At 70.5% G+C, this 25,244-nt stretch carries 24 protein-coding genes, 1 tRNA gene, 1 pseudogene and 1 riboswitch; of the genes and pseudogenes, 8 read left to right on the top strand and 18 right to left on the bottom strand.

Going from position 1 to position 25,244, the window contains the following annotated elements; translation table 11 throughout:
• The first annotated feature begins 79 nt into the window (after window positions 1-79).
• The 3 genes from AB0G52_RS37485 (at window position 80) to AB0G52_RS37495 (ending at window position 3,520) form a co-directional block, all read left to right on the top strand.
• Complete coding sequence (locus tag AB0G52_RS37485) at window positions 80-1,129, top strand: SGNH/GDSL hydrolase family protein (protein WP_207921927.1); 1,050 nt, start codon at window positions 80-82, stop codon at window positions 1,127-1,129.
• A 118-nt stretch (window positions 1,130-1,247) separates the two neighbouring features.
• Window positions 1,248-2,468: an acetyl-CoA C-acetyltransferase gene (locus AB0G52_RS37490; RefSeq protein WP_361343265.1), complete on the top strand. Its 1,221-nt coding sequence runs from the start codon at window positions 1,248-1,250 to the stop codon at window positions 2,466-2,468.
• Between the two features lie 269 nt (window positions 2,469-2,737).
• The gene (locus tag AB0G52_RS37495) at window positions 2,738-3,520 is read left to right on the top strand and encodes a hypothetical protein (protein ID WP_132894433.1); all 783 of its coding nucleotides are present in this window, start codon (window positions 2,738-2,740) and stop codon (window positions 3,518-3,520) included.
• Window positions 3,521-3,603: 83 nt separating this feature from the next.
• On the opposite strand, the gene AB0G52_RS37500 is transcribed toward AB0G52_RS37495, so the two are convergent.
• The gene (locus AB0G52_RS37500; RefSeq protein WP_132894434.1) at window positions 3,604-3,915 is read right to left on the bottom strand and encodes a hypothetical protein; all 312 of its coding nucleotides are present in this window, start codon (window positions 3,913-3,915) and stop codon (window positions 3,604-3,606) included.
• Between the two features lie 128 nt (window positions 3,916-4,043).
• On the opposite strand from AB0G52_RS37500, the gene AB0G52_RS37505 reads away from it, so the two are divergent.
• A complete protein-coding gene (locus AB0G52_RS37505; RefSeq protein WP_132894436.1) occupies window positions 4,044-4,274 on the top strand; it encodes a DUF4287 domain-containing protein in 231 nt (76 codons plus the stop codon).
• Window positions 4,275-4,337: 63 nt separating this feature from the next.
• On the opposite strand, the gene AB0G52_RS37510 is transcribed toward AB0G52_RS37505, so the two are convergent.
• The 6 genes from AB0G52_RS37510 to AB0G52_RS37535 all read right to left on the bottom strand — a co-directional run bounded on the left by AB0G52_RS37510 (window position 4,338) and on the right by AB0G52_RS37535 (window position 10,000).
• Window positions 4,338-5,198: a Bax inhibitor-1/YccA family protein gene (locus AB0G52_RS37510; RefSeq protein ID WP_132894438.1), complete on the bottom strand. Its 861-nt coding sequence runs from the start codon at window positions 5,196-5,198 to the stop codon at window positions 4,338-4,340.
• Window positions 5,199-5,344: 146 nt separating this feature from the next.
• The gene (locus AB0G52_RS37515) at window positions 5,345-6,520 is read right to left on the bottom strand and encodes a 4-hydroxybenzoate 3-monooxygenase (RefSeq protein WP_132894440.1); all 1,176 of its coding nucleotides are present in this window, start codon (window positions 6,518-6,520) and stop codon (window positions 5,345-5,347) included.
• Window positions 6,521-6,720: 200 nt separating this feature from the next.
• On the bottom strand, window positions 6,721-7,395 hold the full coding sequence (locus AB0G52_RS37520; protein ID WP_361343271.1) for a hypothetical protein: 675 nt from the start codon (window positions 7,393-7,395) through the stop codon (window positions 6,721-6,723).
• A 98-nt stretch (window positions 7,396-7,493) separates the two neighbouring features.
• Window positions 7,494-9,401: a hypothetical protein gene (locus tag AB0G52_RS37525; RefSeq protein ID WP_361343273.1), complete on the bottom strand. Its 1,908-nt coding sequence runs from the start codon at window positions 9,399-9,401 to the stop codon at window positions 7,494-7,496.
• An 88-nt stretch (window positions 9,402-9,489) separates the two neighbouring features.
• Window positions 9,490-9,708 (bottom strand): hypothetical protein, encoded by a 219-nt coding sequence (locus AB0G52_RS37530; protein WP_132894446.1) that lies wholly within the window; start codon window positions 9,706-9,708, stop codon window positions 9,490-9,492.
• Between the two features lie 76 nt (window positions 9,709-9,784).
• On the bottom strand, window positions 9,785-10,000 hold the full coding sequence (locus AB0G52_RS37535; RefSeq protein ID WP_207921928.1) for a hypothetical protein: 216 nt from the start codon (window positions 9,998-10,000) through the stop codon (window positions 9,785-9,787).
• 231 nt (window positions 10,001-10,231) lie between these two features.
• On the opposite strand from AB0G52_RS37535, the gene AB0G52_RS37540 reads away from it, so the two are divergent.
• Entirely contained in the window at window positions 10,232-10,621 is a 390-nt protein-coding gene (locus AB0G52_RS37540) for a helix-turn-helix transcriptional regulator (protein WP_132894448.1), read from the top strand.
• Between the two features lie 152 nt (window positions 10,622-10,773).
• Window positions 10,774-11,025: a hypothetical protein gene (locus tag AB0G52_RS37545; protein WP_361343277.1), complete on the top strand. Its 252-nt coding sequence runs from the start codon at window positions 10,774-10,776 to the stop codon at window positions 11,023-11,025.
• A gap of 28 nt (window positions 11,026-11,053) precedes the next feature.
• Here the strand turns inward: AB0G52_RS37545 and AB0G52_RS37550 are convergent.
• Window positions 11,054-11,136, bottom strand: a tRNA-Leu gene (locus AB0G52_RS37550).
• A gap of 414 nt (window positions 11,137-11,550) precedes the next feature.
• Here AB0G52_RS37550 and AB0G52_RS37555 point away from each other — a divergent pair.
• The gene (locus AB0G52_RS37555) at window positions 11,551-12,324 is read left to right on the top strand and encodes an ABC transporter ATP-binding protein (protein WP_132891853.1); all 774 of its coding nucleotides are present in this window, start codon (window positions 11,551-11,553) and stop codon (window positions 12,322-12,324) included.
• Window positions 12,324-14,852: an FtsX-like permease family protein gene (locus AB0G52_RS37560; protein WP_361343281.1), complete on the top strand. Its 2,529-nt coding sequence runs from the start codon at window positions 12,324-12,326 to the stop codon at window positions 14,850-14,852. The genes AB0G52_RS37555 and AB0G52_RS37560 overlap by 1 nt, the downstream gene beginning before the upstream one ends.
• 63 nt (window positions 14,853-14,915) lie before the next feature.
• Here AB0G52_RS37560 and AB0G52_RS37565 read toward each other — a convergent pair whose 3' ends face one another.
• From AB0G52_RS37565 to AB0G52_RS37610, 10 genes and pseudogenes are all read right to left on the bottom strand, one after another.
• Complete coding sequence (locus AB0G52_RS37565) at window positions 14,916-16,214, bottom strand: class I SAM-dependent methyltransferase (protein ID WP_361343284.1); 1,299 nt, start codon at window positions 16,212-16,214, stop codon at window positions 14,916-14,918.
• Window positions 16,215-16,420: 206 nt separating this feature from the next.
• Complete coding sequence (locus tag AB0G52_RS37570) at window positions 16,421-17,800, bottom strand: NAD(P)/FAD-dependent oxidoreductase (RefSeq protein ID WP_132891856.1); 1,380 nt, start codon at window positions 17,798-17,800, stop codon at window positions 16,421-16,423.
• A 432-nt stretch (window positions 17,801-18,232) separates the two neighbouring features.
• A complete protein-coding gene (locus AB0G52_RS37575; RefSeq protein ID WP_361343287.1) occupies window positions 18,233-19,174 on the bottom strand; it encodes a Ppx/GppA phosphatase family protein in 942 nt (313 codons plus the stop codon).
• Window positions 19,171-19,725 carry a DUF501 domain-containing protein gene (locus AB0G52_RS37580; protein WP_132891858.1) on the bottom strand — a complete coding sequence of 185 codons (555 nt, stop codon included), beginning with the start codon at window positions 19,723-19,725 and terminating at the stop codon, window positions 19,171-19,173. Before AB0G52_RS37580 ends, AB0G52_RS37575 begins: the two co-directional genes overlap by 4 nt.
• Before the next feature lie 29 nt (window positions 19,726-19,754).
• The gene (locus tag AB0G52_RS37585) at window positions 19,755-20,231 is read right to left on the bottom strand and encodes a septum formation initiator family protein (RefSeq protein ID WP_132891859.1); all 477 of its coding nucleotides are present in this window, start codon (window positions 20,229-20,231) and stop codon (window positions 19,755-19,757) included.
• Window positions 20,232-20,338: 107 nt separating this feature from the next.
• Window positions 20,339-21,625 (bottom strand): phosphopyruvate hydratase, encoded by a 1,287-nt coding sequence (gene eno / locus AB0G52_RS37590; protein WP_132891860.1) that lies wholly within the window; start codon window positions 21,623-21,625, stop codon window positions 20,339-20,341.
• A 295-nt stretch (window positions 21,626-21,920) separates the two neighbouring features.
• Window positions 21,921-22,634 (bottom strand): transglycosylase family protein, encoded by a 714-nt coding sequence (locus AB0G52_RS37595; protein ID WP_361343292.1) that lies wholly within the window; start codon window positions 22,632-22,634, stop codon window positions 21,921-21,923.
• Between the two features lie 3 nt (window positions 22,635-22,637).
• Window positions 22,638-22,842: riboswitch (cyclic di-AMP (ydaO/yuaA leader) on the bottom strand.
• 197 nt (window positions 22,843-23,039) lie between these two features.
• Window positions 23,040-24,044, bottom strand: coding sequence for a transglycosylase family protein (locus AB0G52_RS37600; protein WP_361343295.1), 1,005 nt, complete (start codon window positions 24,042-24,044; stop codon window positions 23,040-23,042).
• A 126-nt stretch (window positions 24,045-24,170) separates the two neighbouring features.
• Complete coding sequence (locus AB0G52_RS37605) at window positions 24,171-24,629, bottom strand: transposase (RefSeq protein WP_165939499.1); 459 nt, start codon at window positions 24,627-24,629, stop codon at window positions 24,171-24,173.
• A gap of 142 nt (window positions 24,630-24,771) precedes the next feature.
• A pseudogene (locus AB0G52_RS37610) lies at window positions 24,772-25,203 on the bottom strand (recombinase family protein); the annotation flags it as partial.
• Window positions 25,204-25,244: the final 41 nt, after the last annotated feature.

The raw sequence follows: 25,244 nt of genomic DNA on the forward strand, positions 1-25,244 counted from the left end.
TCACTCCCTGTTGAGATTGGCGGACGGGCGGTACGGGGCAAGGAGTGGATGTACGGCAACGAGGAGGTGGCGGCGACGCATGACGAACATGTCGAGGGCGCGGGTGGCCCGGCGGATCGCGGCCGGTGCGGCGTACGGCGGAGGCGGGATCGGACTGGTCGGCGCGGCCGCGGTGGGGCTGGTGCTGGCCGAGGTGCGGATGGCCCAGGCGGCGGTGCACAACGGCCACAGCGGCGGACGGGTGCCGACCGCCGACGGCCGGTACGGCCTCGGGTACGACGCGGCCGGTGAGCCGCCGCTGCGGCTGACCATGCTGGGCGACTCCACGGCTGCGGGCCAGGGCGTGCACCGGGCCGCCCAGACGCCGGGCGCCCTGCTGGCGTCGGGCCTGGCGGCCGTCGCGGAACGCCCGGTCGACCTCACCAACGTGGCGCTGCCCGGCGCCCAGTCCGACGACCTCGACCGCCAGGTGGCACTGGTCCTGGCCGCGGGCTCGCCCGTCCCCGACGTCTGCGTGATCATGATCGGCGCGAACGACGTCACGCGCCGCATGCCGCCCACCCGCTCGGTCCGGCACCTGTCGGCGGCGGTCCGCCGGCTGCGCACGGCAGGCGCCGAGGTGGTGGTCGGCACCTGTCCCGACCTGGGCACGATCGAGCCGGTACGGCAGCCGTTGCGCTGGCTGGCCCGGCGGGCCTCCCGGCAGCTGGCGGCGGCCCAGACGATCGGCACGGTGGAGCAGGGCGGCCGCACGGTGTCGCTCGGTGACCTGCTGGGCCCCGAGTTCGCGGCGAACCCGCGCGAGCTGTTCGGCCCCGACAACTACCACCCCTCCGCGGAGGGCTACGCCACGGCGGCGATGGCCGTGCTGCCCACCGTCTGCGCGGCCCTCGGCCTGTGGCCGGAGGAGGAGCGCCCCGACGTCACCCGCCGCGAGGGCTTCCTCCCGGTGGCCCGCGCCGCGGCGGAGGCGGCCGCCGAGGCCGGCACGGAGGTCACGGCGGCCATGCCGACGGGCCCGCGCGGCCCGTGGGCCCTGCTGAAACGCCGCCGGCGCCGGCAGGTGGAGCCGCTCCCGTCCGACCAGGCTTCCGGGGAGGCGAGGTCGAGGGCGGGGACAGCCGAGTAGCGGACAAAAGCAAGCGCTTAGAAAGTGCGGTCAGTGTCACACTCCGACACCGGTGACCGATGAGATACGTACAGGTAACTTCCGAAGCGGCCCTGCCAACCCCCTCATTGGAGCCGTGATGCCCGAAGCCGTCATCGTCTCGACCGCCCGTTCCCCGATCGGCCGTGCCGTCAAGGGCTCCCTGAAGGACCTGCGCCCCGACGACCTCACCGCGACGATCATCCAGGCCGCCCTGGCGAAGGTCCCCGAGCTGGACCCGAGGGACATCGACGACCTGATGCTCGGCTGCGGCCTCCCCGGCGGCGAGCAGGGCTACAACCTCGGCCGGATCGTCGCCGTGCAGATGGGCATGGACCACCTGCCCGGCACCACGATCACCCGCTACTGCTCCTCGTCCCTGCAGACCAGCCGCATGGCCCTGCACGCGATCAAGGCCGGCGAGGGCGACGTCTTCATCTCGGCCGGCGTCGAGATGGTCTCCCGTTACGCCAAAGGCAGCTCGGACGGCCTGCCGGACACCATGAACCCGCTCTTCGCCGAGGCCCAGGAGCGCACCGCCGCCACCGCCGCCTCGACCGGCTCCACCTGGCACGACCCGCGCGAGGACGGCCTGCTCCCCGACCCGTACATCGCGATGGGCCAGACCGCCGAGAACCTGGCCCGGATCAAGGGCGTCACCCGCCAGGACATGGACGAGTTCGGCGTCCGCTCCCAGAACCTCGCCGAGGAAGCCATCAAGAACGGCTTCTGGGAGCGCGAGATCACCCCGGTCACCCTCCCCGACGGCACGGTGGTCAGCAAGGACGACGGCCCGCGCGCCGGCGTCACCCTGGAGGGCGTCGCGGGCCTCAAGCCGGTCTTCCGCCCCGACGGGCTGGTCACCGCCGGCAACTGCTGCCCGCTCAACGACGGCGCCGCCGCGGTCGTCACCATGAGCGACACCAAGGCCCGTGAGCTGGGCCTCACCCCGCTCGCCCGCATCGTGTCGACCGGTGTCACCGGCCTCTCCCCCGAGATCATGGGCCTCGGCCCGGTGGAGGCGAGCAAGCAGGCCCTGCGCCGCGCCGGCCTCACCATCGACGACATCGACCTGGTCGAGATCAACGAGGCGTTCGCCGCCCAGGTGATCCCCTCCTACCGCGACCTGGACATCCCGCTGGAGAAGCTGAACGTGAACGGCGGCGCCATCGCCGTCGGCCACCCCTTCGGCATGACCGGCGCCCGCATCACCGGCACGCTGATCAACTCCCTCCAGTTCCACGACAAGCAGTTCGGCCTGGAGACCATGTGCGTCGGCGGCGGCCAGGGCATGGCGATGGTCATCGAGCGCCTGAGCTGACCTCTGAGTGACCGTCACGGAACCGACCGTGACGTTACGGCCCGGTGTTCGAGAAACCCCCGAACGCCGGGCCGATTTGTGATCCAATCTCCCTCAGGATGTGACCTATCTCCCTGACGGAGGTATCACAGCAGGTCAGAGCGGAGCCCCGAGAGACCCCAGGGCCAATTCCCTGTCCGTTTCGTGACGTTACGCACTGACAGCTTGGTAGTCCGCCCTTCAAGCTGATGTAGGAAGTCGGGGGTCGACTTTGAACCGGGAGTACGTCAGTGAGCGCCATGCCGATCGCCTTGCTGCTCACCACGGCCGCCACGGGCGCCGTGGGCGTCGCTGTCCTGCGCACCGTACTGAAGCTGCGCCGCCAGCTCGCCGAGCTGCACACCCAGCTGGCCCAGAACCAGGCCGCCGCCATGCGCGCCCTGCTGCCCGCCGCCCGTAGCCACACCGACGCCGAGGCGATACGGGCCGCGGTGGCGGAGGCGCTGGCCGAGGAGCGGGAGCGGGAGCTGGCCGAGGCGCGTGCCTTCTGGGCCGCGCAGGAGGCCCGCGACACGTCCGACGCGCCGTCGCTGCTGGGCCTGGCGGACGGCGAGCTGTTCCTGCCCCGGCAGACCGACTTCGTCGGGCTGGAGCCGGTCGCCGAGTCGGCGGCGGAGCCCGACGAGTTCACCGGGGACTCCCCCGAGCTGGCCGCGGCACGGCGCCGGCACCCGTCCCACCCTGACTTCGTGCCGGTGCAGTCGCCGATGGTGAACGACCACGAGCGCACGGTCGCGACGCTGGAGCAGCTGGCCGAGTCCCAGATCGAGCTCTCCGACGTGCGGCCGGGTCCGCTGGGGACGCTGGACGTCTACGTCTTCGCCGACGGCACGACCCTGTGCATGACGCCGGGGCACCGGGAGACGGCGGAGCGGTTGGCTGCCGCCCTGGGCGCCGGGGAGACGCCGTACCTGCTGGGCGGGTCGGGGATCTCGGGCGCGTACACGCTGACGTTCGCGTGCGGCGAAGAGAACGTGTACATCCTGGCGGACCGCGTCATAGCGTCACTCTGAGACGCCGGGGTGCGTTCCAGGGTGCGGGTGCGTCGCGGCCGGCCGCGCAGTTCCCCGCGCAGCCGCACCCTGGAACGCTCGGCTCACACCCCCGCCCGTTTCTGCGCAGCCTCCACCATCCGCACCGCGTCCCCCACCTCGGCGTCGCTCTCCAGCACCACCGCCAAGTCGTTCCCGGCCACCGTGATTTGGTCGGCCACCGCGAACATCCCCGCGTCCGGCATCTCCCGGACCGTGCCGCCCGGCTCCTCCACGGACTGCGCCCAGTCGGCCAACTGCCGGGCCAGCGCCAGCGCCTCCGCGGCCGCTCCCCTCTGCAACCGACTCTGGGGCGCCGCCCTCAACTTGTCGGCGAAATGCTCCACGGCACGGGTAAGAGGCGTCGTATCAACCACGCCGCGAGCGTAACGCGTCCCGTCGGCTCTTCGGCCAGGACGCGTCGCGACTGTTGCCAACGCGCCAACACTCAGGCACGGTGACGTGAAGGACCGGCTACAACCCCCTTTGCGCACCGGAGGCGCCGATGTCCCAAGTCTTCTCCGAGGAGACCCATCGCAACCTGCTCGCCCGCATCCCCCACTGCACCGGTCGTGAAGTGTCCGACTGGCTGCGCACCGTCGACGAAGGCCCGTCCCTCTTCCGCTTCGAGGAAAAGGTCAGCTGGCTCCGCCACGAACACAACCTCGCCTACGGCCACGCGAAGGCGCTGATCCACGAGTACGACCTGAGGAGGGCGGCGCGCAAACTCCTGTAGGCGCCCACGACGGACGGCGAAGGGCCCCGGGGCGGTGCCCCGGGGCCCTTCTCGGCTCACCGGCTAGTCGTTGCTGCTGAAGATCGCCACCAGGCGCAGCATCTCGACGTAGATCCACACCAGCGTCATGGTGAGGCCGAACGCGGCCAGCCAGGCCTCGTTCTTCGGGGCGCCGTACGCGATGCCGTCCTCGATCTGCTTGAAGTCGAGGGTCAGGAAGAACGCGCCGAGCAGGATCGCGATGATGCCGACGATCGCGCCGAGCGGGCCGAAGCTGCGCAGTCCGCCGTCCCCGGCGACACCGAACGCCACCAGCAGCAGGTTGACCGCCATGACCAGCACGAAGGCGATGGCGATGGCCATGCCGATCCGGGCGTAGCGGGCGGTGACCCGGATCCAGCCGGCCCGGTAGACCAGCAGGGTGGCGGCCGAGACCGCCATGGTGCCCAGCACCGCCTGGAACGGGGCGCCGCTCCACTGGCTGTTGTACATCTCGCTGATGACGCCGAGGAAGACACCCTCGAACGCGGCGTAGCCGAGGATCAGCGCGGGCACCGGGGTGCGCTTGAAGCTCTGGATCAGGGCCAGGACCATCGCGACGATCGCGGAGCCGAAGGCCAGGCCGAAGCTGGTGCTGGAGACCGGCAGCAGGGCCCAGGCGAGGACCGCGCCGACGGCGACCGTGCCCAGCGTCATGGCCGAGCGCAGGACCACGTCGTCCATGGTCATGCGGCCGGTGGTGGCCGGGGCCTGCGGCGGGGCGCCCTGCTGGACGTCCGCCTGCGCGTAGGGGTTGTTCGCGTAGGGGTTCTGCGCGTACGGGTTGCCCTGTGCGTACCCGGCCTGCGGCGCGGCGTTGAAGCCCGCGTAGCCGTTGTCGCGGCTGAACCCCCGTCGCGAGAAGACCGGGTTGCTGCTCCTCATTTCACTCCTCCATGGCCACCGTGCGTGGCCTTGGCGTCAAGAGTAATGGATTGGCAAAAGTCTGCCATGCTACCTGGGGAGGATCTTTCCCCCGCCGTGCTGCGCAACACGCCGTGCGGACCCCTCATTCCCGGTCGCGGAGGGCTTCATTCCAGGGGGAACCCGGTGTACGCCTCGGCGAGGTCGGTCTCGGCCGCCCGGGAGGAGGCGATCCGGCCGAGCCGGGCCAGCTGGAGCCGGGCGTCGAACGGCGAGTCGTCGGGGCCGGGGTGGAGCAGCGTCGTCATGTCGTAGGAGAACCGCTCGGCCTGCCAGACCCGGCGCAGGCAGGTCGCCGAGTAGGCGTCGAGCAGCTCGGGTGAGCCCGTCTCCTTCTCGTGCACGAGGGCCCGCGCGAAGGTCACGACGTCGCCGACCGCCAGGTTCAGCCCCTTGGCGCCGGTCGGCGGCACGATGTGGGCGGCGTCCCCGGCGAGGAAGAGCCGTCCGTGCCGCATGGGCTCGTGGACGTGGGACCGCATGGGGGTGACCGACTTCTGGGTGATCGGGCCGCGCTCCAGACGCCAGTCGTCGTCGGTCTCGAGGCGCCGCTCCAGCTCGTCCCAGATCGCCTCGTCGCTCCAGCTCTGCGCGTCGGTGTCCGCCGGCACCTGGAGGTAGAGGCGGGAGACGGCCGGGGAGCGCATGGAGAGCAGGGCGAAGCCGCGCTCGTGGCGGGCGTAGACCAGCTCGTCGTGGGAGGGCGCGACGTCGGCGAGGATGCCCAGCCAGGCGTAGGGGTACGTCCGCTCGAAGACCCTGGAGAGGGACTCGGGGAACGCGGTGCGGGCCACTCCCCAGAAGCCGTCGCAGCCGACGACGTACGCGCACTCCAGGACGTCCTCCCGGCCCTCGTGCCGGAACCGCACCCGGGGCCGCTCGCCCTCGGCGTCCTCCACCGCCAGCGCCTCCGCCTCGAAGAGCAGCGGGCCGCCCTCCGCCAGCTGGAGGGCGATGAGGTCCTTGCAGACCTCGGTCTGCGCGTAGACGGTCACGGACCGCCCGCCGGTCAGGCCGGGGAAGTCCACGCGGTGGCGCTGCCCGGCGAACCGCAGCTCGATGCCGTCGTGGCGCAGCCCCTCGCGGTCCATGCGCTCCCCGGCGCCGGCCGCGCGCAGCACGTCCACCGTGCCCTGCTCCAGGATCCCGGCGCGCTGGCGGTGCTCGACATAGGCGCGGTCGCGGCTCTCCAGGACGACCGAGTCGATGCCCGCGTTGTGCAGCAGCCGGGCCAGGAGGAGCCCGGCCGGTCCGGCTCCGATGATGCCGACGGTGGTGCGCATCGGTCGTTCCCTTCCGTTCGTTCACCCTGTTTGTTCGCGTGGTGAAACTTCCTTCACTGAGGTCTTCGCAGTCTCCTTCCGGTCGTACCCCGTGTCAATGGACACGGCCGGCCGCCGGGTCCACGAGAGGCGGTCGTGGACCCGGCGGCCGGCGTGCGGTGCGCGATGGGTGGTTGCCGTGCGGCGGCGGGGCGCGGGGGTCAGCGGCCCTGGGGCCAGCCGTCCAGGTGGCGGTGGAGCGTGACGTCGGTCTTCGGGTCGCCCTTGGGGGCGTTCGCGACCGCGTCGTGCAGGACGGTGGTGACCTCACCGGCGAGCCCGTCGACCTGGGTGCGCAGGTCGGCGGCGGGCAGGGTGGACCGGGTCAGCGCGTCGAGCCGGCGGTGGATGTCGGCGAGCTTGTCCTGGGTGGCCTGGTCGAAGCGCAGTGCGGTCGGCGTGGAGACCACGAACTGGTAGGCGCCCGCGAGGGTCTGGCAGCCCGTGCACTTCTTGTTGGCGGCGTCGCTGAGGTTCACCGCGTTGAGGTGCGTGTGCTCCCCGGCGATCGTGACGATCTGGAAGGACAGCGCGACCGAACGGCAGTGGTCGTCCGCGGAGCAGCCGGCCGAGACGGCGTTGGCCTGGTTGCGGGCGGCCGCGGCGTTCACGGTGCCGAACTGACGGACCGTGAACGAGTCCCGGGTCTGCGTGTGGTGGCCTCGGTCGGCGTGGCTGAACACGTGGTCGGAGGCGAAAGCGGCGTGCGTCGTCGCGGTGGCCGCCTGGGCGGGCACGGCGGTGGCCGCCCCCGCGAGCCCGGCGGCGAACAGGCCGATCCGGAGGGCGCGCCGGGTGAGCGGGCTGGCGGTGGGTGGTTTTCGGTGACTGCTCATGGAGTGCTCCTGTGCTCCTGTACTGCTGCGGTAAGCGATGAGTGGGACGACGGCCCGGTGCCGGCGGATGCCGTACGGCGGCACCGGTGCCGCCGTCGTCAGGACGTCGCCGGGGCCGGGCTCGGCGGGTCGCTGGCCGGTGGCGGGGACACGCTGGGCGGCGGCGACACCGGGACGCTCTCCGACGGGGTGGGCGTCGGCGTCACCGCGACGCTCTCCGACGGGACGGGCGTCGGCCCGGTGGCCGTACCCCCGCTGGAGGGTGTCGGCGACGTGCCGGTCCCGGCGCCGGGACGGACCGGCACCGAGGCGGACGGCGACGCCGAGGCGGACGCGCCGCGTGACGTCTGCTCGTCCGAGGGCGCGCCGCTCGGTCCGGCCGCGGCCGCCGGGGTCCCGGACACCGTGTCCGAGGGCCGGCCCGAGCCGCCGGTCGGCCGGTCGGGGGCCGTGGCCGGCCGGGTCGGCGGCGCCGTGGTCGGCACCCCGGGCTGGAGGATCGGTGCGATCGGCGGCTGCTTGGGCAGCGGCTTCGGCGTCACCCCGGACACCCAGGCGTAGCTGAGCCCGGTGAGCGTGGCCAGGGCGAGCGCGCAGACCACGAGCCGGAGTCCGGGGCGGCCGTCCGTGGACCGCTTCGCGGCCCGGAAGATCCGCCCGCCGATCTTCACGGACAGGTAGACGACACCGGCCATCGGGCAGAGCAGCATCACGCAGCCGATCGTCCCGACCAGCCCCTCAACGATCTTGCCGTCCACGAACGCCGATCCGGTGCCGACCAGTTGCTCGGTCAGCGAGCGGATCATCGTGGTGAGGATCCTGGGCAGGTTCCACAGCGCGTAGCCGAGTTCGCCGATGATCAGCGGGACCATCGTCAGCACCCAGGTGGCGACGATGGCGCGCGCCGACTTCTTCAGCCCGGCGACCTCCTCGCGGGCCTTGTCCCCCTTCGCTCCCGGGACCAGGGCCAGCAGGATCGGTCTGATCTTGCCGTACAGGTCCGGGACGCCGGCCAGGTCGCCGAGGATGTAGTAGCCGTCCAGCCGTACGGCCGGCATCAGCTGTTCCATGATCTCGAAGTGCCCGAGGTACACCGTGGCCAGGAAGAACTGGGCCCCGGTGGCGAAGTAGGCGCCGGCCATGGCCAGCATGAAGACGACGTTGAAGTACACGCCGCCCAGGTCGGTGCGGAGCCGGCCGGCCCGTCCGATCCGGTAGACGTCGGTGACGTCCGTGTACATGGAGGGCCAGATGAGGAAGAGCCCGCACCCGATGCAACCGGGGCGGGCTCCGCCGTATCTGCACGCGGAGGCGTGGCCGAACTCGTGGAAGACGAGGGAGGCCACGGTGAGCACGAAGACGACGAGGATCAGCACCGGCTGGTCGAGCACCTGCAGGACGGGCTCGATCGCCCCGAAGAACCCGAACAGCCAGACGTCCATGGCGACGGCCGAGCCCAGCACCAGCGCGACCACGGCCGGCCGGTGCAGCCACGCCAGCGCACGCGCGATCTTCATCGTGCGCCGCTCGTCGAAGACGACCCGGTGGCCCTTGAGGGCGAGCAGCAGGTCGGAGCGCGGGGCGTCGACCTCGTCGTCCTCCTGGCCCTCCGGGACCGTCACGCCCAGCGGCTGGAGCTTCTTCTCGACGAGGAAGCGGATGTTCTCCCCGCTGACCTCGCGGCCGAAGCGGGCGCTGACCCGGTGCGCGATGGCCTCGGCATCGCGGACGCCGTCGACCGACGACGCCACCAGGTACAGCAGCCTGGACAGCTGCACGACCTGCCCGTCCCCCCGACGGGCGATGTACTTGGGCTCGGTGAATCCCGACCCCTGGTACTCGCCGTGCAGCCGCAGTCCCGCGCTCAGCCTCGGGACCGGCGACGGCGCCTCCACCACCGGCAGGTTGCCCGTCGCCACCTGCTCGTAGGTCACCGGCCAGCCGCCGGGTCCGGGCACCGGGCCCGTGTCGTACAGCGCGGCGGTCCCGTCTCCGAGCACCGTCATATGTGGTCTCCCCCCGGATCCCCCATGAAGTTCCCCCCGACACCCAGGAGCGCCACCGCCGGGGCGACGGCGGTGGCGCTCGCGGGGACTACTGGGTGACGCTGATCGTCTGGGCGGCGGCCGACTCGGCGGACGACCAGGCCGAGTGGTCGTTCAGCGCGGCGGACTCGTTGTGGGCGCTGATGTTCGCGACGTGCTTGGTGACGTTGACCGTCTTGCCGAAGCTGAACTTCAGGCGGCCCAGGGCCTCACGGCCGGGGAGCAGCTCGGCGGACTCGTTCTCCAGCTCGTTCATGTCCATGCTCATGACGGATGTCCTTTCGGTGCGTGTGCGGTGAGATCGGTGTGTCCGGACGGTCCCGGCGCCGGGCGCCGGGACGGTGTTACTGGGTGACGCTGATGGTCTGGGCGGCGCCGGAGTCGGCCACCGACCACGAGGAGTGGTCGTTCAGGGCGGCGGACTCGTTGTGGGCGCTGATGTTCGCGACGTGCTTGGTGACGTTGACCGTCTTGCCGAAGCCGAACTTCAGCCGGCCCAGGGCCTCACGACCCGGCAGCAGCTCCGCGGACTCGGCCTCGAGCTCATGGGCGTCCATCATGATCATTTCCCCCTCAGGGATAGAACATTTCCGATCGGACCGAGTCAGGTTCCCCCCGGACTCTGTCCAATCTGGTCGGACGTGCTGTCCAACGAGATTGGACACTACGGGCTCGGAAACCCCTCGCGCAACCCCTTCGGGAAATCACCCTCTCGGCCGATCGGCTACCCGACCGTAGAATCGGCCCCGACATGGCGGACTCCGCCCGTGGCGAGCAGGAAGTGACGGTCAGTGGCCAACGCACTGCAGCAGTTGATCCGTGAGCACCTCGACCGCAAGGGCTGGTCCTACGGTGACGTGGCGCGCCGCGGCTCCGTCCCCCGCTCCACCGTCCACCACCTGGCCACCGCGGAACGGGTGGTCCGCATGCCCCAGACGACGACCCTGGAAGGCCTGGCCAAGGGGCTGGAACTGCCCCTGGAGACGGTGCGCCGGGCCGCCGCCGAGGCCTGCGGGATCCACGTGTACGACACCGCGCCGGACGCGGACCCGAACGCGCCCGCCGCCGACCCCGAGGTCGCCCTGCTGATCGCGAGCGTCCAGAAGCTGTCGTCCGACGACCGCCGGCACGTCGCGGCCCTCGTCGAGTCGCTGCTGGACCGCTCCCCGCGGGAGAAGTGACCGCCGCCGTCACACTCCCGGGTGTATTTCCGTCAACCCGGGTAAAGAATCCGACTCCGCACGAAACCGCCAGGCTCCCGGACTAGTCTCTCGTCCTGCCCGGCAGGCGAGAGCCGCACGACCACGGGCTCTCAGGGGGAAATGTGTTGTTCGTGCACGGCGGACCCGCCACGGCCGTGGTCCGGGGCCCCGACGGCGAGTCCGTCGTCCTGCTGTCCGGGGAACTGCCCGAGGTGCTCACCGACGCGTCGGTGAGCGACCTCCTGGACCTGGCGGCGGCCATTCTGGACACCGGCGAACTCGCCCTCTTCGAGGAGTGCCTGCGCGCCCTGCGCCGCAACGGGATGCGCGCGGGCCGCCGCATCGAGGTCGACGGGGCGGTCCTGACGGTCTACGAGGGGTGAGCCGACGCCACCCGGAGGGGGCGGGAAGTGCCCGGAACCGGACTTGAACCGGTACGCCCGCGAGGGGCAGCGAGGTTTAAGCTCGCCGTGTCTGCATTCCACCATCCGGGCAGGCCATGGGCTCCGCGTACGAGGCTCCGACCCTATCGGGAGGCGTCCCCCGAACAGCGGACGGGCGACCCGATGTTGTCTTATTTTATTGACGTCTGAGGGTGCATCAGCCGCCGGAACGAGCCATCCGCACTTGCCAATAGCGTTACGCGCGGTGGGTGCGCACGTACGCGGAATGACGGAATTTCACCGTCCGAACAAGGGGGCTCCACCTGTTCTCGACGCGCCGGAGTGAGCGATCCCGGATCGCGCTCTCGGGGTCGGCCGTCATCCCCAGGTATGAGATCGCGCCCCGCGGTCCGACCTCGGTCGCCCCCCGGAACGGGAACTGCGGCTGACTTCACGCGCCGGCGGAGCGGAGACGATGGTGCGGTCCCCATGACCGAACGCCGTCGTCCCGAGGAGCACCCTTCCGTGTCCACCACACCCATCGCCGACCGGCGGACCACCTCCGTGGCCGCACGCGCCACGGACCTCTCGAAGATCTACGGCCAGGGCGAGACCCAGGTGGTCGCCCTGGACCGGGTCACCGTCGAGTTCCGGCAGGCCGAGTTCACCGCGATCATGGGGCCGTCCGGTTCCGGCAAGTCCACGCTGATGCACTGCGTGGCCGGCCTCGACACCTTCTCCTCGGGTTCGGTGCGGATCGGCGACACCGAGCTGGGTTCCCTGAAGGACAAGCAGCTGACCAGGTTGCGCCGGGACAAGATCGGGTTCATCTTCCAGGCGTTCAACCTGCTGCCGACCCTGACCGCCCTGGAGAACATCACCCTCCCGATGGACATAGCGGGCCGCAAGCCCGACAAGGAGTGGCTGGACAGCGTGATCGGGATGGTCGGCCTCAAGGACCGGCTCGGCCACCGCCCCTCGCAGCTCTCCGGCGGCCAGCAGCAGCGCGTCGCCGTCGCCCGTGCCCTGGCCTCCCGGCCGGAGATCATCTTCGGTGACGAGCCGACCGGCAACCTCGACTCACGCTCCGGCGCGGAGGTGCTGGGCTTCCTGCGCAACTCGGTGCGCGAACTGGGCCAGACGGTGGTCATGGTGACCCACGACCCGGTGGCCGCCGCCTACGCGGACCGCGTGGTCTTCCTGGCGGACGGCCGGATCGTCGACGAGATGTACCGGCCGACGGCCGAGACGGTCCTCGACTTCATGAAGCAATTCGACGCGAAGGGCCGTACCAGCTGATGTTCCGCACCGCCCTGCGCAACGTCCTCGCGCACAAGGCCCGGCTGCTGATGACCGTGCTCGCCGTCATGCTCGGCGTCGCGTTCGTCTCCGGCACCCTCGTCTTCACCAACACCATCTCGGACGCCTACCAGAACAGCTCCGCCAAGGGCTTCAAGGGCGTCGACGTCGCCGTCACCGCCAAGTACCAGGACTCCAAGGGCGACAAGGTCGGCAGGACACCCGACCTCACCCAGGCGGTGCTCGACAAGGCCGGGAAGGTCCCCGGTGCCGCCTCCGCCACCGGTGTCGTCTCCGGCTTCACCGCCATCGCCGACAAGGACGGCAAGCTGATCGGCGGCGGCTGGCAGTCCGAGGGCGGCAACTACTGGGGCACCAAGGACGCCCGCTACCCGCTGGTCGGCGGCCACGCGCCGAGCGGCGCGAACGAGGTGCTGATCGACTCGAAGACCGCCGAACGGGCCGGCTACCAGGTCGGCGACACCGTGCGCATCTCGGTGAACGGGCCCGTCCTCACCCCGAGGATCGCCGGCATCTTCACCACCGACGACGGCAACGTCACGGCCGGCGGCAGCCTCGCCCTGTTCGACACGGCGACCGCCCAGCAGCTGTTCGGCAAGAAGGGCGCGTACGACGAGATCGACGTGACCGCGAAGTCCGGCACCGGTCAGGCCGCCCTCAAGTCCCAGCTGGACGCGGCCCTTCCGGCGAAGCTCGTGGAGACCACCACCGGCCACAAGCTCGCCGCCGACCAGGCCGAGCTGATCTCCAGCAGCATGAGCGGCCTGCGCCAGGGCCTGCTGGTCTTCGCCGGCATCGCGCTGTTCGTCGGCACGTTCATCATCGCCAACACCTTCACCATGCTGGTCGCCCAGCGCACCAAGGAACTGGCGCTGCTGCGGGCGGTGGGCGCCTCCCGCCGCCAGGTGACCCGTTCGGTGCTGATCGAGGCGTTCGTGGTGGGCGCGGTGGCCGGCGTGACCGGTCTGGTCGCCGGTATCGGCATCGGCGCCGGACTGCGCTCGCTGCTCGGCTCGTTCGGCGCGACCGTCCCGGACGGCCCCCTGGTGGTCACGCCGGGCACGGTGGCCGCCGCGCTGGCCGTCGGCGTCGTCATCACCATGCTGGCCGCCTGGCTGCCCGGCCGCCGCGCCGCGAAGATCCCGCCGGTCGCCGCGATGAGCGCCCTGCACGCGACCCCGACCACCAGGTCCCTGGTGCTGCGCAACACGATCGGCGCCCTGTTCTCGGCGGCGGGCGTGGCGGTGATCCTGGCGGCGACGACCATGAGCGGCAGCGACGGCCAGGCCCCGATGGGGCTCGGCGCGGTCCTCCTCATCATCGGCGTCTTCGTCCTCACCCCGCTGCTCTCCCGCCCGCTGATCGCGGCCGCGGCCCCGCTGCTGCGCGGGTTCGGCGTGGCCGGGAAGCTGGCCCGGCAGAACTCGGTGCGCAACCCGCGCCGTACCGCCGCCACCGCCTCCGCGCTGATGATCGGCCTGACCCTGATCACCGGTATGACGGTGATGGCGGGCAGCCTGCAGAAGTCCATCGACAAGATGGCGAGCTCCGCGATCCGCGCGGACTACGTCGTCTCGATGGCCAACCGCAACCCGCTCTCCCCCGACGTCGCGAAGAAGGTCGCGGCCACGGACGGCGTCACCGCCTCCAGCCCGCTGCGCAACGCCCCCTCCCGGATCGACGGCGACACCGAGTACCTGACCGGCGTCGACGGGGCGGCGATCGGCAGCCTGACCGACCTCACGGTCGACAGCGGCACCTTCCGGGTCGGCGGCTCGGACGTCGTCGTCGACGACGACACGGCGAAGACGCACGGCTGGAAGGCGGGCTCCGCCTTCACCGTCCACTTCGAGGACGGCAAGGCGCGGCGGATGACGGTCGCCGGGGTCTACCAGGGCAACCAGATGATCAACGGGATCATGCTCGACAACGCCGCCCTCGCCCCGCACCAGAGCGATCCGGCCGACATGCAGGTCATGGTCAAGACGGCGGACGGGGCGTCGGGCGCGGCCAAGGACAGGCTGGAGAAGGCCCTCGGCTCCAACCCGGCGATCAAGGTCCAGGACAAGCAGGACCTGTCGAACTCCATCGCGCAGGCCTTCACGCTGATCCTGAACATGGTCTACGGCCTGCTCGCGATGGCGGTGATCGTCGCGGTCCTCGGTGTCGTCAACACCCTGGCCATGTCGGTGTTCGAACGCTCCCAGGAGATCGGCATGCTGCGCGCGATCGGCCTGGACCGCAAGGCGGTCAAGCGGATGGTCCGCCTGGAGTCCCTGGTCATCTCGCTCTTCGGCGGGGTGCTCGGCATCGGCCTGGGCGTGTTCTTCGGCTGGGCGGCCGGACAGCTGGTCGGCGCGAAGATGCCCACGTACGAACTGGTCCTGCCGTGGGCCAGGATGGCGGTCTTCCTCCTGCTGGCCGGCGTGGTCGGCGTGCTGGCCGCCCTGTGGCCGGCCCGGCGCGCGGCCCGCCTGAACATGCTGTCGGCGATCAAGTCCGAGTAGCGGCGGGTACGCCGAAGGGGCCCCACACGAGCGACGTGGGGCCCCTTTCGTGTCCTTGAGGGACTACCGGTGCCAGGTGCGGGTGCGCAGCGGCAGCCCCGAGGCACCCGACTCGGGCGTGCGCACCGCCAGCACCTGGTTGACGCCGATGCGGTTGCGTTCGAAGGCGAGGGCGGAGGCGGCCATGTACAGCCGCCAGACACGGGCCCGCCCGGGGCTGGTCAGCTGGACCCCGCGCCGCCACTCGGCCTCCAGGTTGGCCACCCAGCTGCGCAGGGTAAGGGCGTAGTGCTCGCGGATCGACTCCACGTCCCGCACCTCGAACCCGGCCCGTTCCAGCTGCGTGACGGTGGTGCCGATCGGGGCGAGTTCGCCGTCCGGGAAGACGTAGGCGTCGATGAACTCGTCGACACTGTAGGCCGACTCGTCGCGCTGCGGGCGCCGTGCGATCTGGTGGTTGAGCAGCCGCCCGCCGGGCTTCAGCAGCCCGTGCAGGTCCTGCGCGTACTCCAGGTACCGCTCGGCGCCCACGTGCTCGGCCATCCCGATCGACGAGATCGCGTCGTACGGCCCGTCCCTGACGTCCCGGTAGTCCTGGACCCTGATCTCCACCCGGTCCGTCAGGCCCTCGTCCGCGACCCGTTTACGGGCGTACGCGGCCTGCTCCTGGGAGAGGGTCACGCCGACGACGCTCACGCCGTGCTCCCGGGCCGCGTGGATCGCCATGGAGCCCCAGCCGCAGCCGACGTCGAGCAGCCGCTGACCGGGGGTCAGGGCCAGCTTGGCGCAGACCAGTCCGAGCTTGTCGCGCTGCGCGGACTCCAGAGTGTCCGCGTCGCCGTCGGCCCCCCAGTAGGCGCACGAGTACACCATCGACGGGCCGAGGACGAGCTCGTAGAAGTCGTTCCCCACGTCGTAGTGGTGGCTGATGGCCTGCCGGTCGCTGCGGCGGGTGTGCAGGTGCCGGCGTCTGCGCACCTCCTCGCGGGGCGGGGCGGGCGGCAGGGGCGGCCCGGCGAGTCTCAGCAACTCCCGCACGGCGGCCCGCACCCCGGGATCGCGCAGCGCCTGGCCGAGGGTACGGCCGTCCTCCCCGCGCTCCCAGACGAGACCGGCCACCGACTCCAGTGCGGTGTAGAGGTCGCCCTCGATGTCCAGGTCACCGGCGACCCAGGCACGGGCCAGGCCCAGTTCGCCCGGTTTGAACAACATGCGGCGCAGGGCGCGGCGGTTGCGCAGGACGAGCGCCGGCGCGTCCGGCGGTCCGGCCTGCGATCCGTCCCAGGCCCGCAGCCGTACCGGGAGCGGGACTCCCAGCACCTGCTCGGCAATACTCCTCAGCCGCGACGCGGCGTCGGCCATGGTGCACACCTCCAAGACGTCGATCCCGGATGCCGGGTACCACGTAAACACCGCTGGGGCCCGGCCGCACTCCCCCGTCCGCGTTACAACTGGGCAAAACAGCTGTAGAGGCCATGCAGTTCGCCGGGTTCCGGGAACGCCGAAGGACCTCCCGCACCACGGATGGCGGGAGGTCCTTCGGGTGGTTCAGCGACCGGTGACCGCGGTCAGGAGGCCTTGGCCTTCTCCTCGGCCTTGGGAGCGGCGACCGGCGCCGGCTTGGCGGCCTCGTAGAACTCCTCGCGGGGGTTCTCCATGGCGCCCAGGGAGACGACCTCGCGCTTGAGGAACATGCCGAGGGTCCAGTCCGCGAAGATGCGGATCTTGCGGTTCCAGGTCGGCATCGCCAGACCGTGGTAGCCACGGTGCATGTACCAGGCGAGACGGCCCTTGAGCTTGATCTTCGTCTTGCCCAGGACGATCATCGCGACGCCCTTGTGCAGACCGAGACCGGCGACCGCGCCCTTGTTGGAGTGGCTGTACTCCTTCTGCGGGAAGCCCCGCATGCCGGAGACCACGTTGTCGCCGAGGACCTTCGCCTGCCGCAGCGCGTGCTGCGCGTTCGGCGGGCACCAGGCGTTCTCGACGCCGGCCTTGCGGGCGGCGACGTCCGGCACCTGGGCGTTGTCGCCCGCGGCCCAGATGTAGTCGGTGCCCTGCACCTGGAGGGTCGGGGCGGTGTCGACGTGACCGCGGGGGCCGAGCGGCAGGCCGAAGCGGGCCAGCGCCGGGTTCGGCTTGACACCGGCGGTCCACACGATCGTGTTGGAGTCGACCTCGAGGCCGTTCTTCAGCACCACGTGGCCGTCGACGCAGGAGTCCATCGAGGTGGAGAGGTAGATCTCCACACCGCGGCTCTCCAGGTGCTCCTTGCCGTACAGGCCGAGCTTGGGGCCGACCTCGGGGAGGATCTTGTCGGCGGCGTCCACCAGGATGAAGCGCATGTCCTCGCGGGACACGTTCTTGTAGTACTTCGCCGCGTCGCGGGCCATGTCCTCGACCTCGCCGATGGTCTCCGCACCCGCGAAGCCACCGCCGATGAAGACGAAGGTGAGCGCCTTGCGGCGGATCTCCTCGTCGGTCGTGGAGTCGGCCTTGTCCAGCTGCTCGAGGACGTGGTTGCGCAGGCCGATGGACTCCTCGATGCCCTTCATGCCGATGCCCTGCTCGGCGAGGCCGGGGATCGGGAAGGTGCGGGAGACCGCGCCGAGCGCGATGACCAGGTAGTCGAAGGGCAGCTCGTACGCCTCGCCGACCAGCGGGGCGATCGTGGCGACCTTGCGGTCCTGGTCGATGGTGGTGACCCGGCCGGTGAGGACCTCCGCCTTCGGCAGCACGCGTCGCAGCGGGACGACGACGTGCCGAGGGGAGATGCTGCCGGCGGCGGCTTCGGGGAGGAAGGGCTGGTAGGTCATGTACGACCGGGGGTCGACGACCGTGACGGTCGCCTCGCCGTAGCGCATCTTCTTGAGGATGCGCCGAGCTGCGTACAGGCCTACGTACCCACCGCCTACTACGAGGATCCTGGGACGCTCCGTGGTGCTCATGGCATCGAGTATCCACCCGCCCGGAGAGCCCTGCTCGTGCGCCCCTTCACAAGCTTTCACAGGGGTCGTGCTACACTCCGCGGCCCACGTGACCCAGGTCATGGTCGTCGGCGGGAACCCACTTCCGATACGACCCGTTGTCAATGCCGCGTGAGCTGCCTCTCCAGGCTTCCGGGGGTGCCGTGAGGGCACCCGATGTCACCCGCACGAGCGCCTCCCGGCACCCTCCACGGACGCTCTCCTGAGCACCCGCCAGGGCCTGTTGAGACCCCTTACGGCCCAACAGGCCCCTCCGGACCCCTCACCTGCGCCGAAATCCTTGTGAAGAACTTCACGAAGGTTTCCGGCGGAGCCTCGTGGCACGGCGTGTCACAGGCCGAAAAACCGCTCATCCGGAGACCTGACCTGCTCAGTCGAGACCTCCGGACACCGTCACGCGACCGACCAGGCGATGCCGTCCAGGATGTCGTGCTCGCTCACCACGACCTCCGTCGCACCCACCCGTTCCATGATCGACTGAAGCACGAGGGCACCAGCGCCGATCACGTCCACCCGGCCCGGGTGCAGGGAGGGCACGGCCGCCCGCTCGGCGTGCGTCGACCGCAGCAGCCACTCGGTGATCTCCCGGACCCGCGCGTAGGGGATGCGGGAGTGGTGGATGGCGGCGGAGTCGTACTCCGGCAGGTCCTGGTGGATCGCCGCGAGGGTGGTGACGGAGCCCGCGAGACCGACCAGGGTGCGCGCCTCGCGCAGCGGCACGGTCTCCTCCGCGAGATCGAGGGCACGCTCGATGTCGGCCCACATGGCGGCGGTCTCGGCCTCGGTCGGCGGGTCGCTGACCCGCCCCTCGTGCACCAGGTGCCGCTCGGTCATCCGCACACAGCCCACGTCCACGGACCGCGCGGCCCGCACGTGCCCGTCACCGACCACGAACTCGGTCGAACCACCGCCGATGTCCACCACGAGGAACGGCGTGGCGAGGTCGTCCCGGCCGCCCAGCTCCCTGGTGGCACCGGTGAAGGAGAACTCGGCCTCCTGGTCGCCGGTGATGACCTCGGGCTCCACGCCGAGGATGTCCAGCACCCCCCGCGCGAACTCGTCCCGGTTCTCGGCGTCCCGGGACGCCGAGGTGGCGACGAACCGCAGCCGCTCGGCGCCGTGCTCCTTGATGACCTCCGCGTACTCCCGGCAGGCGGCGAACGTCCGCGCGAGCGCCTCCGGCGCGAGCCGCCCGGTCCGGTCGACGCCCTGCCCCAGCCGGACGATCGTCATACGGCGGTCCAGGTCGACGAGTTCCCCCGTCTCCGGGTTCACGTCGGCGACCAGCAGCCGGATGGAGTTTGTACCGCAATCGACGGCGGCGACGCGGGTCACTTGTCGTCCTCCGGGGTGTGCGTCGGCGCCGGGTCACCGGCGAGCGTCACGCAGGCACCCTTGGCCCACCACTGCGGCAGCATCGCGATCGCCTCGTCGCCGAGCGGGTTCACGCCCGGCCCGGCCGCCAGCGAGTGCGCCACCAGCACGTGCAGGCACTTCACCCGGTCCGGCATCCCCCCGGCGCTGGGGAACCCCGACAGCTCCTCGATCTCGTCCCGGCGCCGGATGTAGTCCTCGTGCGCGGCCCGGTACGCCGCCGCCAGCTCCGGATCGCTCTCCAGCCGCGCCGTCATCTCCTTCATCACCCCGTTGGCCTCAAGGGTGCCGATCGCCGAGGCCGCCTTCGGGCACGTCAGGTAGTACAGCGTCGGAAACGGCGTCCCGTCCGGCAGCCGCGGCGCGGTCTCCACGACGTCCGGCTGCCCGCAGGGGCACCGGTGCGCGATCGCCCGCAGCCCGCGCGGCGGCCGCCCGAGCTGCTGCTTGAAGGCCTCGACGTCGGCGTCGGTGGGCTCGGTACGCTCAGTGGAGGGCGGAGGCGTGTGCATGACTGTGTTCTGCGTGGCTTTCTGTCGGTTCACTGGTCGGACGCGTCGGATTTGTCGACGCCGTCCCAGACGTTCGCGTACCAGGGCCGGTCGGCCGCCCCGAGGTCCGCGCGCGCCTGCCGGGCGGCACCCGGGTCGATCACGACGTACCCGGTCTCCCCCGGCATCACGTAGTGCAGCCGCTGCCGGATCTGCTGCTCGGCGTACGAGTCGTCCTGCCACCGCGCCTTCAGGTCGCGCAGCTGCTCGACCCGCTGCCTGGCCTGCCGCTGCTGCCGCTGCTGGTCGGCGATCTCGGCGCGCTGGGAGACGTACTGCCGCATCGGATAGGCGAGCGCCACGATCATCGTGCACAGCACGATCGCGAGCAGCGCCGCACGCCCGGTCAGCCGGGAGCGGCGGGCCTGGCGCTTGGTCTGGGAGCGGTAGACCCGGGCCGCCGTCTGCTCGCCGAGCAGCTTGAGCCTGGTCGCGGTGGAGAACCGGTCCCGGTCCCTCACGGCCATGTCCCCGCCTCCCTGATACGTGCGTACGTCCCCGCACACGGTACGGGACCGCGTTCGGGGACGTACGTACGACTGGCTAAGCCTTACCCACGAGAGGCGGTACCGGCTCAGCCCTTGAAGCGGGGGAACGCGGAGCGGCCGGCGTACACCGCCGCGTCGTCGAGGATCTCCTCGATGCGCAGCAGCTGGTTGTACTTGGCGACGCGCTCGGAGCGGGCCGGGGCGCCGGTCTTGATCTGGCCGCAGTTGGTGGCGACGGCCAGGTCGGCGATGGTGACGTCCTCGGTCTCGCCGGAGCGGTGGGACATCATGCACTTGAAGCCGTTGCGCTGGGCGAGCTCGACGGCGTCCAGGGTCTCGGTGAGCGAGCCGATCTGGTTCACCTTCACCAGGAGGGCGTTCGCGGTGCCCTCCTCGATGCCGCGGGCCAGGCGCTCCGGGTTGGTGACGAACAGGTCGTCGCCGACCAGCTGGACCTTGTCGCCGAGCTTGTCGGTGATGACCTTCCAGCCGGCCCAGTCGTCCTCGAACAGCGGGTCCTCGATGGAGACCAGCGGGTACGCGGCGACGAGCTCCTCGTAGTACTCGGTCATCTCGGCGGCCGAGCGGGACTTGCCCTCGAACTCGTACCGGCCGTCCTTGTAGAACTCGGACGCGGCGACGTCGAGCGCGAGCGCGATCTGCTCACCGGGGACGTAACCGGCCTGCTTGATCGCCTCCAGGATGAGGTCGAGCGCGGCGCGGTTGGACTCCAGGTTCGGGGCGAAGCCGCCCTCGTCGCCGAGGCCGGTGGACAGACCCTTGGCCTTCAGGACCTTCTTCAGGGTGTGGTAGACCTCGGCACCCCAGCGCAGCGCCTCCGAGAAGGACTCCGCGCCGATCGGGGCGATCATGAACTCCTGGATGTCCACGTTGGAGTCCGCGTGCGAGCCGCCGTTGAGGATGTTCATCATCGGCACCGGCAGCAGGTGCGCGTTCGGGCCGCCCAGGTAGCGGAACAGCGGCAGGTCGGACGCCTCGGAGGCGGCGTGCGCGACGGCGAGGGAGACACCGAGGATGGCGTTGGCGCCGAGCGAGCCCTTGTTGTCGGTGGCGTCCAGGTCGAACATCGCCTGGTCGATCAGGCGCTGCTCGGTGGCGTCGTAGCCGACCAGCTCCGGGCCGATCTGCTCGATGACGGCGAGGACGGCCTTCTCGACGCCCTTGCCGAGGTAGCGGTTGGGGTCGCCGTCACGGAGCTCGATGGCCTCGAAGGCGCCGGTGGAGGCGCCGGACGGGACGGCGGCACGACCCGTGCTGCCGTCGTCGAGGCCGACCTCGACCTCGACCGTGGGGTTGCCTCGGGAGTCCAGGATTTCCCGGGCTACGACGACGTCGATGGACGGCACGAGCATCTCCTTCTTGGGATGTGACGCTGGTTGTGCAGGGCGCACGCGGACCTGGTCGGCCCTTGCTCAGCCTTGCGACTAGAGCCTAACCGCCCAAGGGCCGTCAGCCGGCCGACCGACCGGCCCGTGGACACCCTGACGGTACTCATTGTTCATGCGCGGAACAAAGGGGGGTCCCGATGAAGAACGGGAGAAGAGCGGGTCAAGGAGCGTGACCGCAAAGAGAAACCCCGCTCCGGTGCGTTCGGGGGAAAACGCACCGGAGCGGGGCGAGCGGGGGACGGGGGTGACCCTCAGGTTCCTACTTCAGGTGCAGCTGCTGGCCCGGGTAGATGAAGTCGGCGTCGTCGACGATGTCCTTGTTCAGCTTGAACAGCGCCTGCCAACCGCCCTTCACCTTGTGCTTCTCGGCGATCGAGCTGATGGTGTCACCCTTGACGACCTTGTACTCGCCGTCACCCTTCTTGACCTTCTTGCCGGTCGGGGTGGTGACGGTCTTCTTGGCGGCCGGACGCTCGGCGGAGCGGGAGGCGGCCTGGGTGTCGGTCGTACGGCTGCTCGTGCCGGCGCTGCCGCTGCTCGACGAGCCGGCGGAGCTGGAGCTGCTGGAGCCGCTGGAGCTGGAGGCGCCCCCGGTGTAGGCGGCGCCGGACAGGCCCTTGCCGCAGACCGGCCAGGCGCCCTTGCCCTGGGCGGCGAGGACCTTCTCGGCGACCTGGATCTGCTGCGCCTTGGTGGCCTGGTTGGCCTGCGGGGCGTAGGCGGTGCCGCCGTACGCGGCCCAGGTGGAGGCGGAGAACTGCAGGCCGCCGTAGTAGCCGTTGCCGGTGTTGATGGACCAGTTGCCGCCGGACTCGCACTGGGCGACGGTGTCCCACTCGGAGGCGGTGGCGGCGGAGGCGCCACCGGCCGCCATCAGCGGGGCGGCGACGGCGGCACCGGTGACACCGGCGACGGCGATGGCGCGGACGGCCTTGGACGGACGACGGTGCTTGCCCTTGCCGGAAAACAGCATGGAAGATCCCCTCACCGACGCCTGCGAGGTGAGCTGTCGGGTTCGGGCCGGTTGAGTTGCCCGGCCGCACGGCCCGCTCTCGCGAGACGCGCGGCTCCACCCCTAGCCGGTTCCGGCGGCCTTTCGGCCGTGAGGCCCCTGAGGGCTCAACTGCCGGACCCGGCGCTTACCTTGGGTCCCCCGCTCCTGCCTACGGCGCTTGACGCGACGACTGTTCCCGGGCGGCCGCTGGCAGGACTCGGCGTTGCGACAGCCGGGGCTCGTGGTGACGAGCGGCCTCGACCGTAATCAGACGATCAGGTGAATTTCAAAGATGATCAGCGCTTCTGAGACTCATCCCACACTTTCACCAAAGCGGACAATAATCTCGAAACGGTCCGTCAACTCCCGCCCCATTTGGCCCGTTCAGCTACCGAGTTTCAGGGTCTGACCGGGGGCGATGTCGTTCGGGTCGGCGCCGATGTCGGCCTTGTTCGCCGCGTAGAGCGCGCGCCACCCGCCGTCGAGGCCAAGGGAGTCGGCGATGGAGGCGAGAGTGTCGCCGTCGCGGACGGTGTAGGTACCGGCGTCGGCGGAGGCGTGACGGCCCGAGGTTGCGACCTCCTGACCGTTTGTCACACTTTCGTCCGCCGAGTCACCGCGATGCTTGCCGCCACCGCTGACGGCACCCGTGTCGACCAGGCTCCAAGAACTGCCGGTCTGCCATGAATGGTCCGAGTCGTCACCGGAGTCCGGAATCACCGGATTCTCGCTCGCCTTCGAGGAGGCGGAGGCAGAAGGCGCCGACTTGTCCGTCTTGCCCGCACTGTCGGACGTGCCGGAAGTGGGCGCCTTGGAGGTGTCACTCGCGCTGGAACTCGGAGCGGGGGAGGCGGATTCGGCCCCTGACCCCTTCGTCGCGGACGACGCGCCGGAATCGCCGGAGTCACTCGCGGAGGACGAGTCCGACAACCCGGACGACGAATCTGCAGAACCGGAGGAACCGGACGAACCATCCGATCCGTCGAGGCCCGTGTCGACGTTCACCGAGGCGTCGTCCGACGAGAGCCCGGCCAGCAGGGCACAGGTCCGCCAGGGCTTGGTGCCCTGGTCCGCGAGTATCTTCTCGGCGACCGCGATCTGCTGCGAACGGCTCGCCTGGTCGGGCGTGGCGGCGTAGTCCGTACCGCCGTACTTGTCCCAGTCGTCCTGGGACATCTGCAGTCCGCCGTAGTAGCCGTTGCCGCTGTCCATGCTCCAGGAGCCGGCGCTCTCGCACTCGGCCACCTTGTCCCAGGTGGTGCCGTCGGCCGCGTTGGCGCTCGCCGCACCGAGCAGCGGGATGGCGATGGCGGAGCCGGTCACTCCGGCCGCGACGAGAAGAGCCGGAGCCTGACGGGGGCGACGGTGACGACCGTTCCCGGAGAGCATGCGGAAACCTTTCGAGCGACAGCGGTGACCTGCGCGACGGGTCCCGCAGGGGCGCCGCGCTGATGGGTGAACGTATCGGCAGACGATCACTTGTCACAAGTTAATGCCGCGCAGATCACGTGAAGATCACAGACTTGAGCGCGCCTCACGTTCTGCTCGACCCCCCGGAGCCCCCACCATGACCTCGAGGGGCGGAACACATGGTTCGCGTCGAACCGGTGCGCTCCCTCCGGCGAGGTTCAGGTGCCTTACGAGTACCGGCCAGAAGCCCTTCTTGAACCACGTGTTCTGCCGGTCCTTGGCGAGCGCCCACGGCCCGTACCGCGCGGGCAGTTCGTCCCACAGGCATCCGGTGCGCAACCTGTGCAGAATTCCGTTCACCTGGGTGCGGACGTCCACCACCCCACGGGCGAACTGACGCCCACGGAAGTGGGCGGTCATCAGCTCCTCCACGAGGGGCCACAGCGGCTCGGGCACCTCCGCCGGCACCGGTGTTCCCGTGCGTTCGTGCCATGCGGTCACCTTGCACTTCACCCCGGACCGCTTCCGCACCTCGCCGAGCGGCCGCACCGTGATGTCGCACATTTTTCTTCTCGTCCACGATGAGACGTACCGCGTTGAGGACAACATGAGCCTCTGCCTCGGCAACGACAAGCCGGGACCCGCGCCTCCCGGTCTTCTCGATGGCGTATCCCCACGGCGGCGGCCCACCCACCCAGCCTCCCGCGAGAGCCGCTCGCTGACGTCCGCCCTGCGTGCGTTCGCAGATCAGATCTCTTTCGGCCTCGGCCATCAGGGCATGGAACCGTAATTGCCGCCGACCGAGATCTGTGGTCGTGCCGATGTCCTGGGTAACCGAAGCGAAGCTGACGCCGAGGTCTTCCATGGCCCAGATCCAGGCCCAGAACGCGCCACCCGTACGTCCGATGCGGTCGAACTTGTGGACCACGATCACATCGATGAGGCCCTGCCGGGCGGCGGCCTCCAGACGCAGCATGGCGGGACGCTCGACGATCGCTCCTGAGACCCCGACATCCTTGAAGATCAGCTCAGGGTCCAGGACCCACCCGGCCCGAGCGCCGACATAGGCGCGCCCGGCCTGCTCCTGGACATCGAGCCCGTACCCCTGCGTCTGCTCCTGCGTCGACACGCGCAGCATCAAAGCTGCTCGAACTGTACGAACCGGTTCCGGCCCACGGT

The organism is Streptomyces sp. NPDC021562, from assembly GCF_040640875.1.
GTDB lineage: Bacteria > Actinomycetota > Actinomycetes > Streptomycetales > Streptomycetaceae > Streptomyces.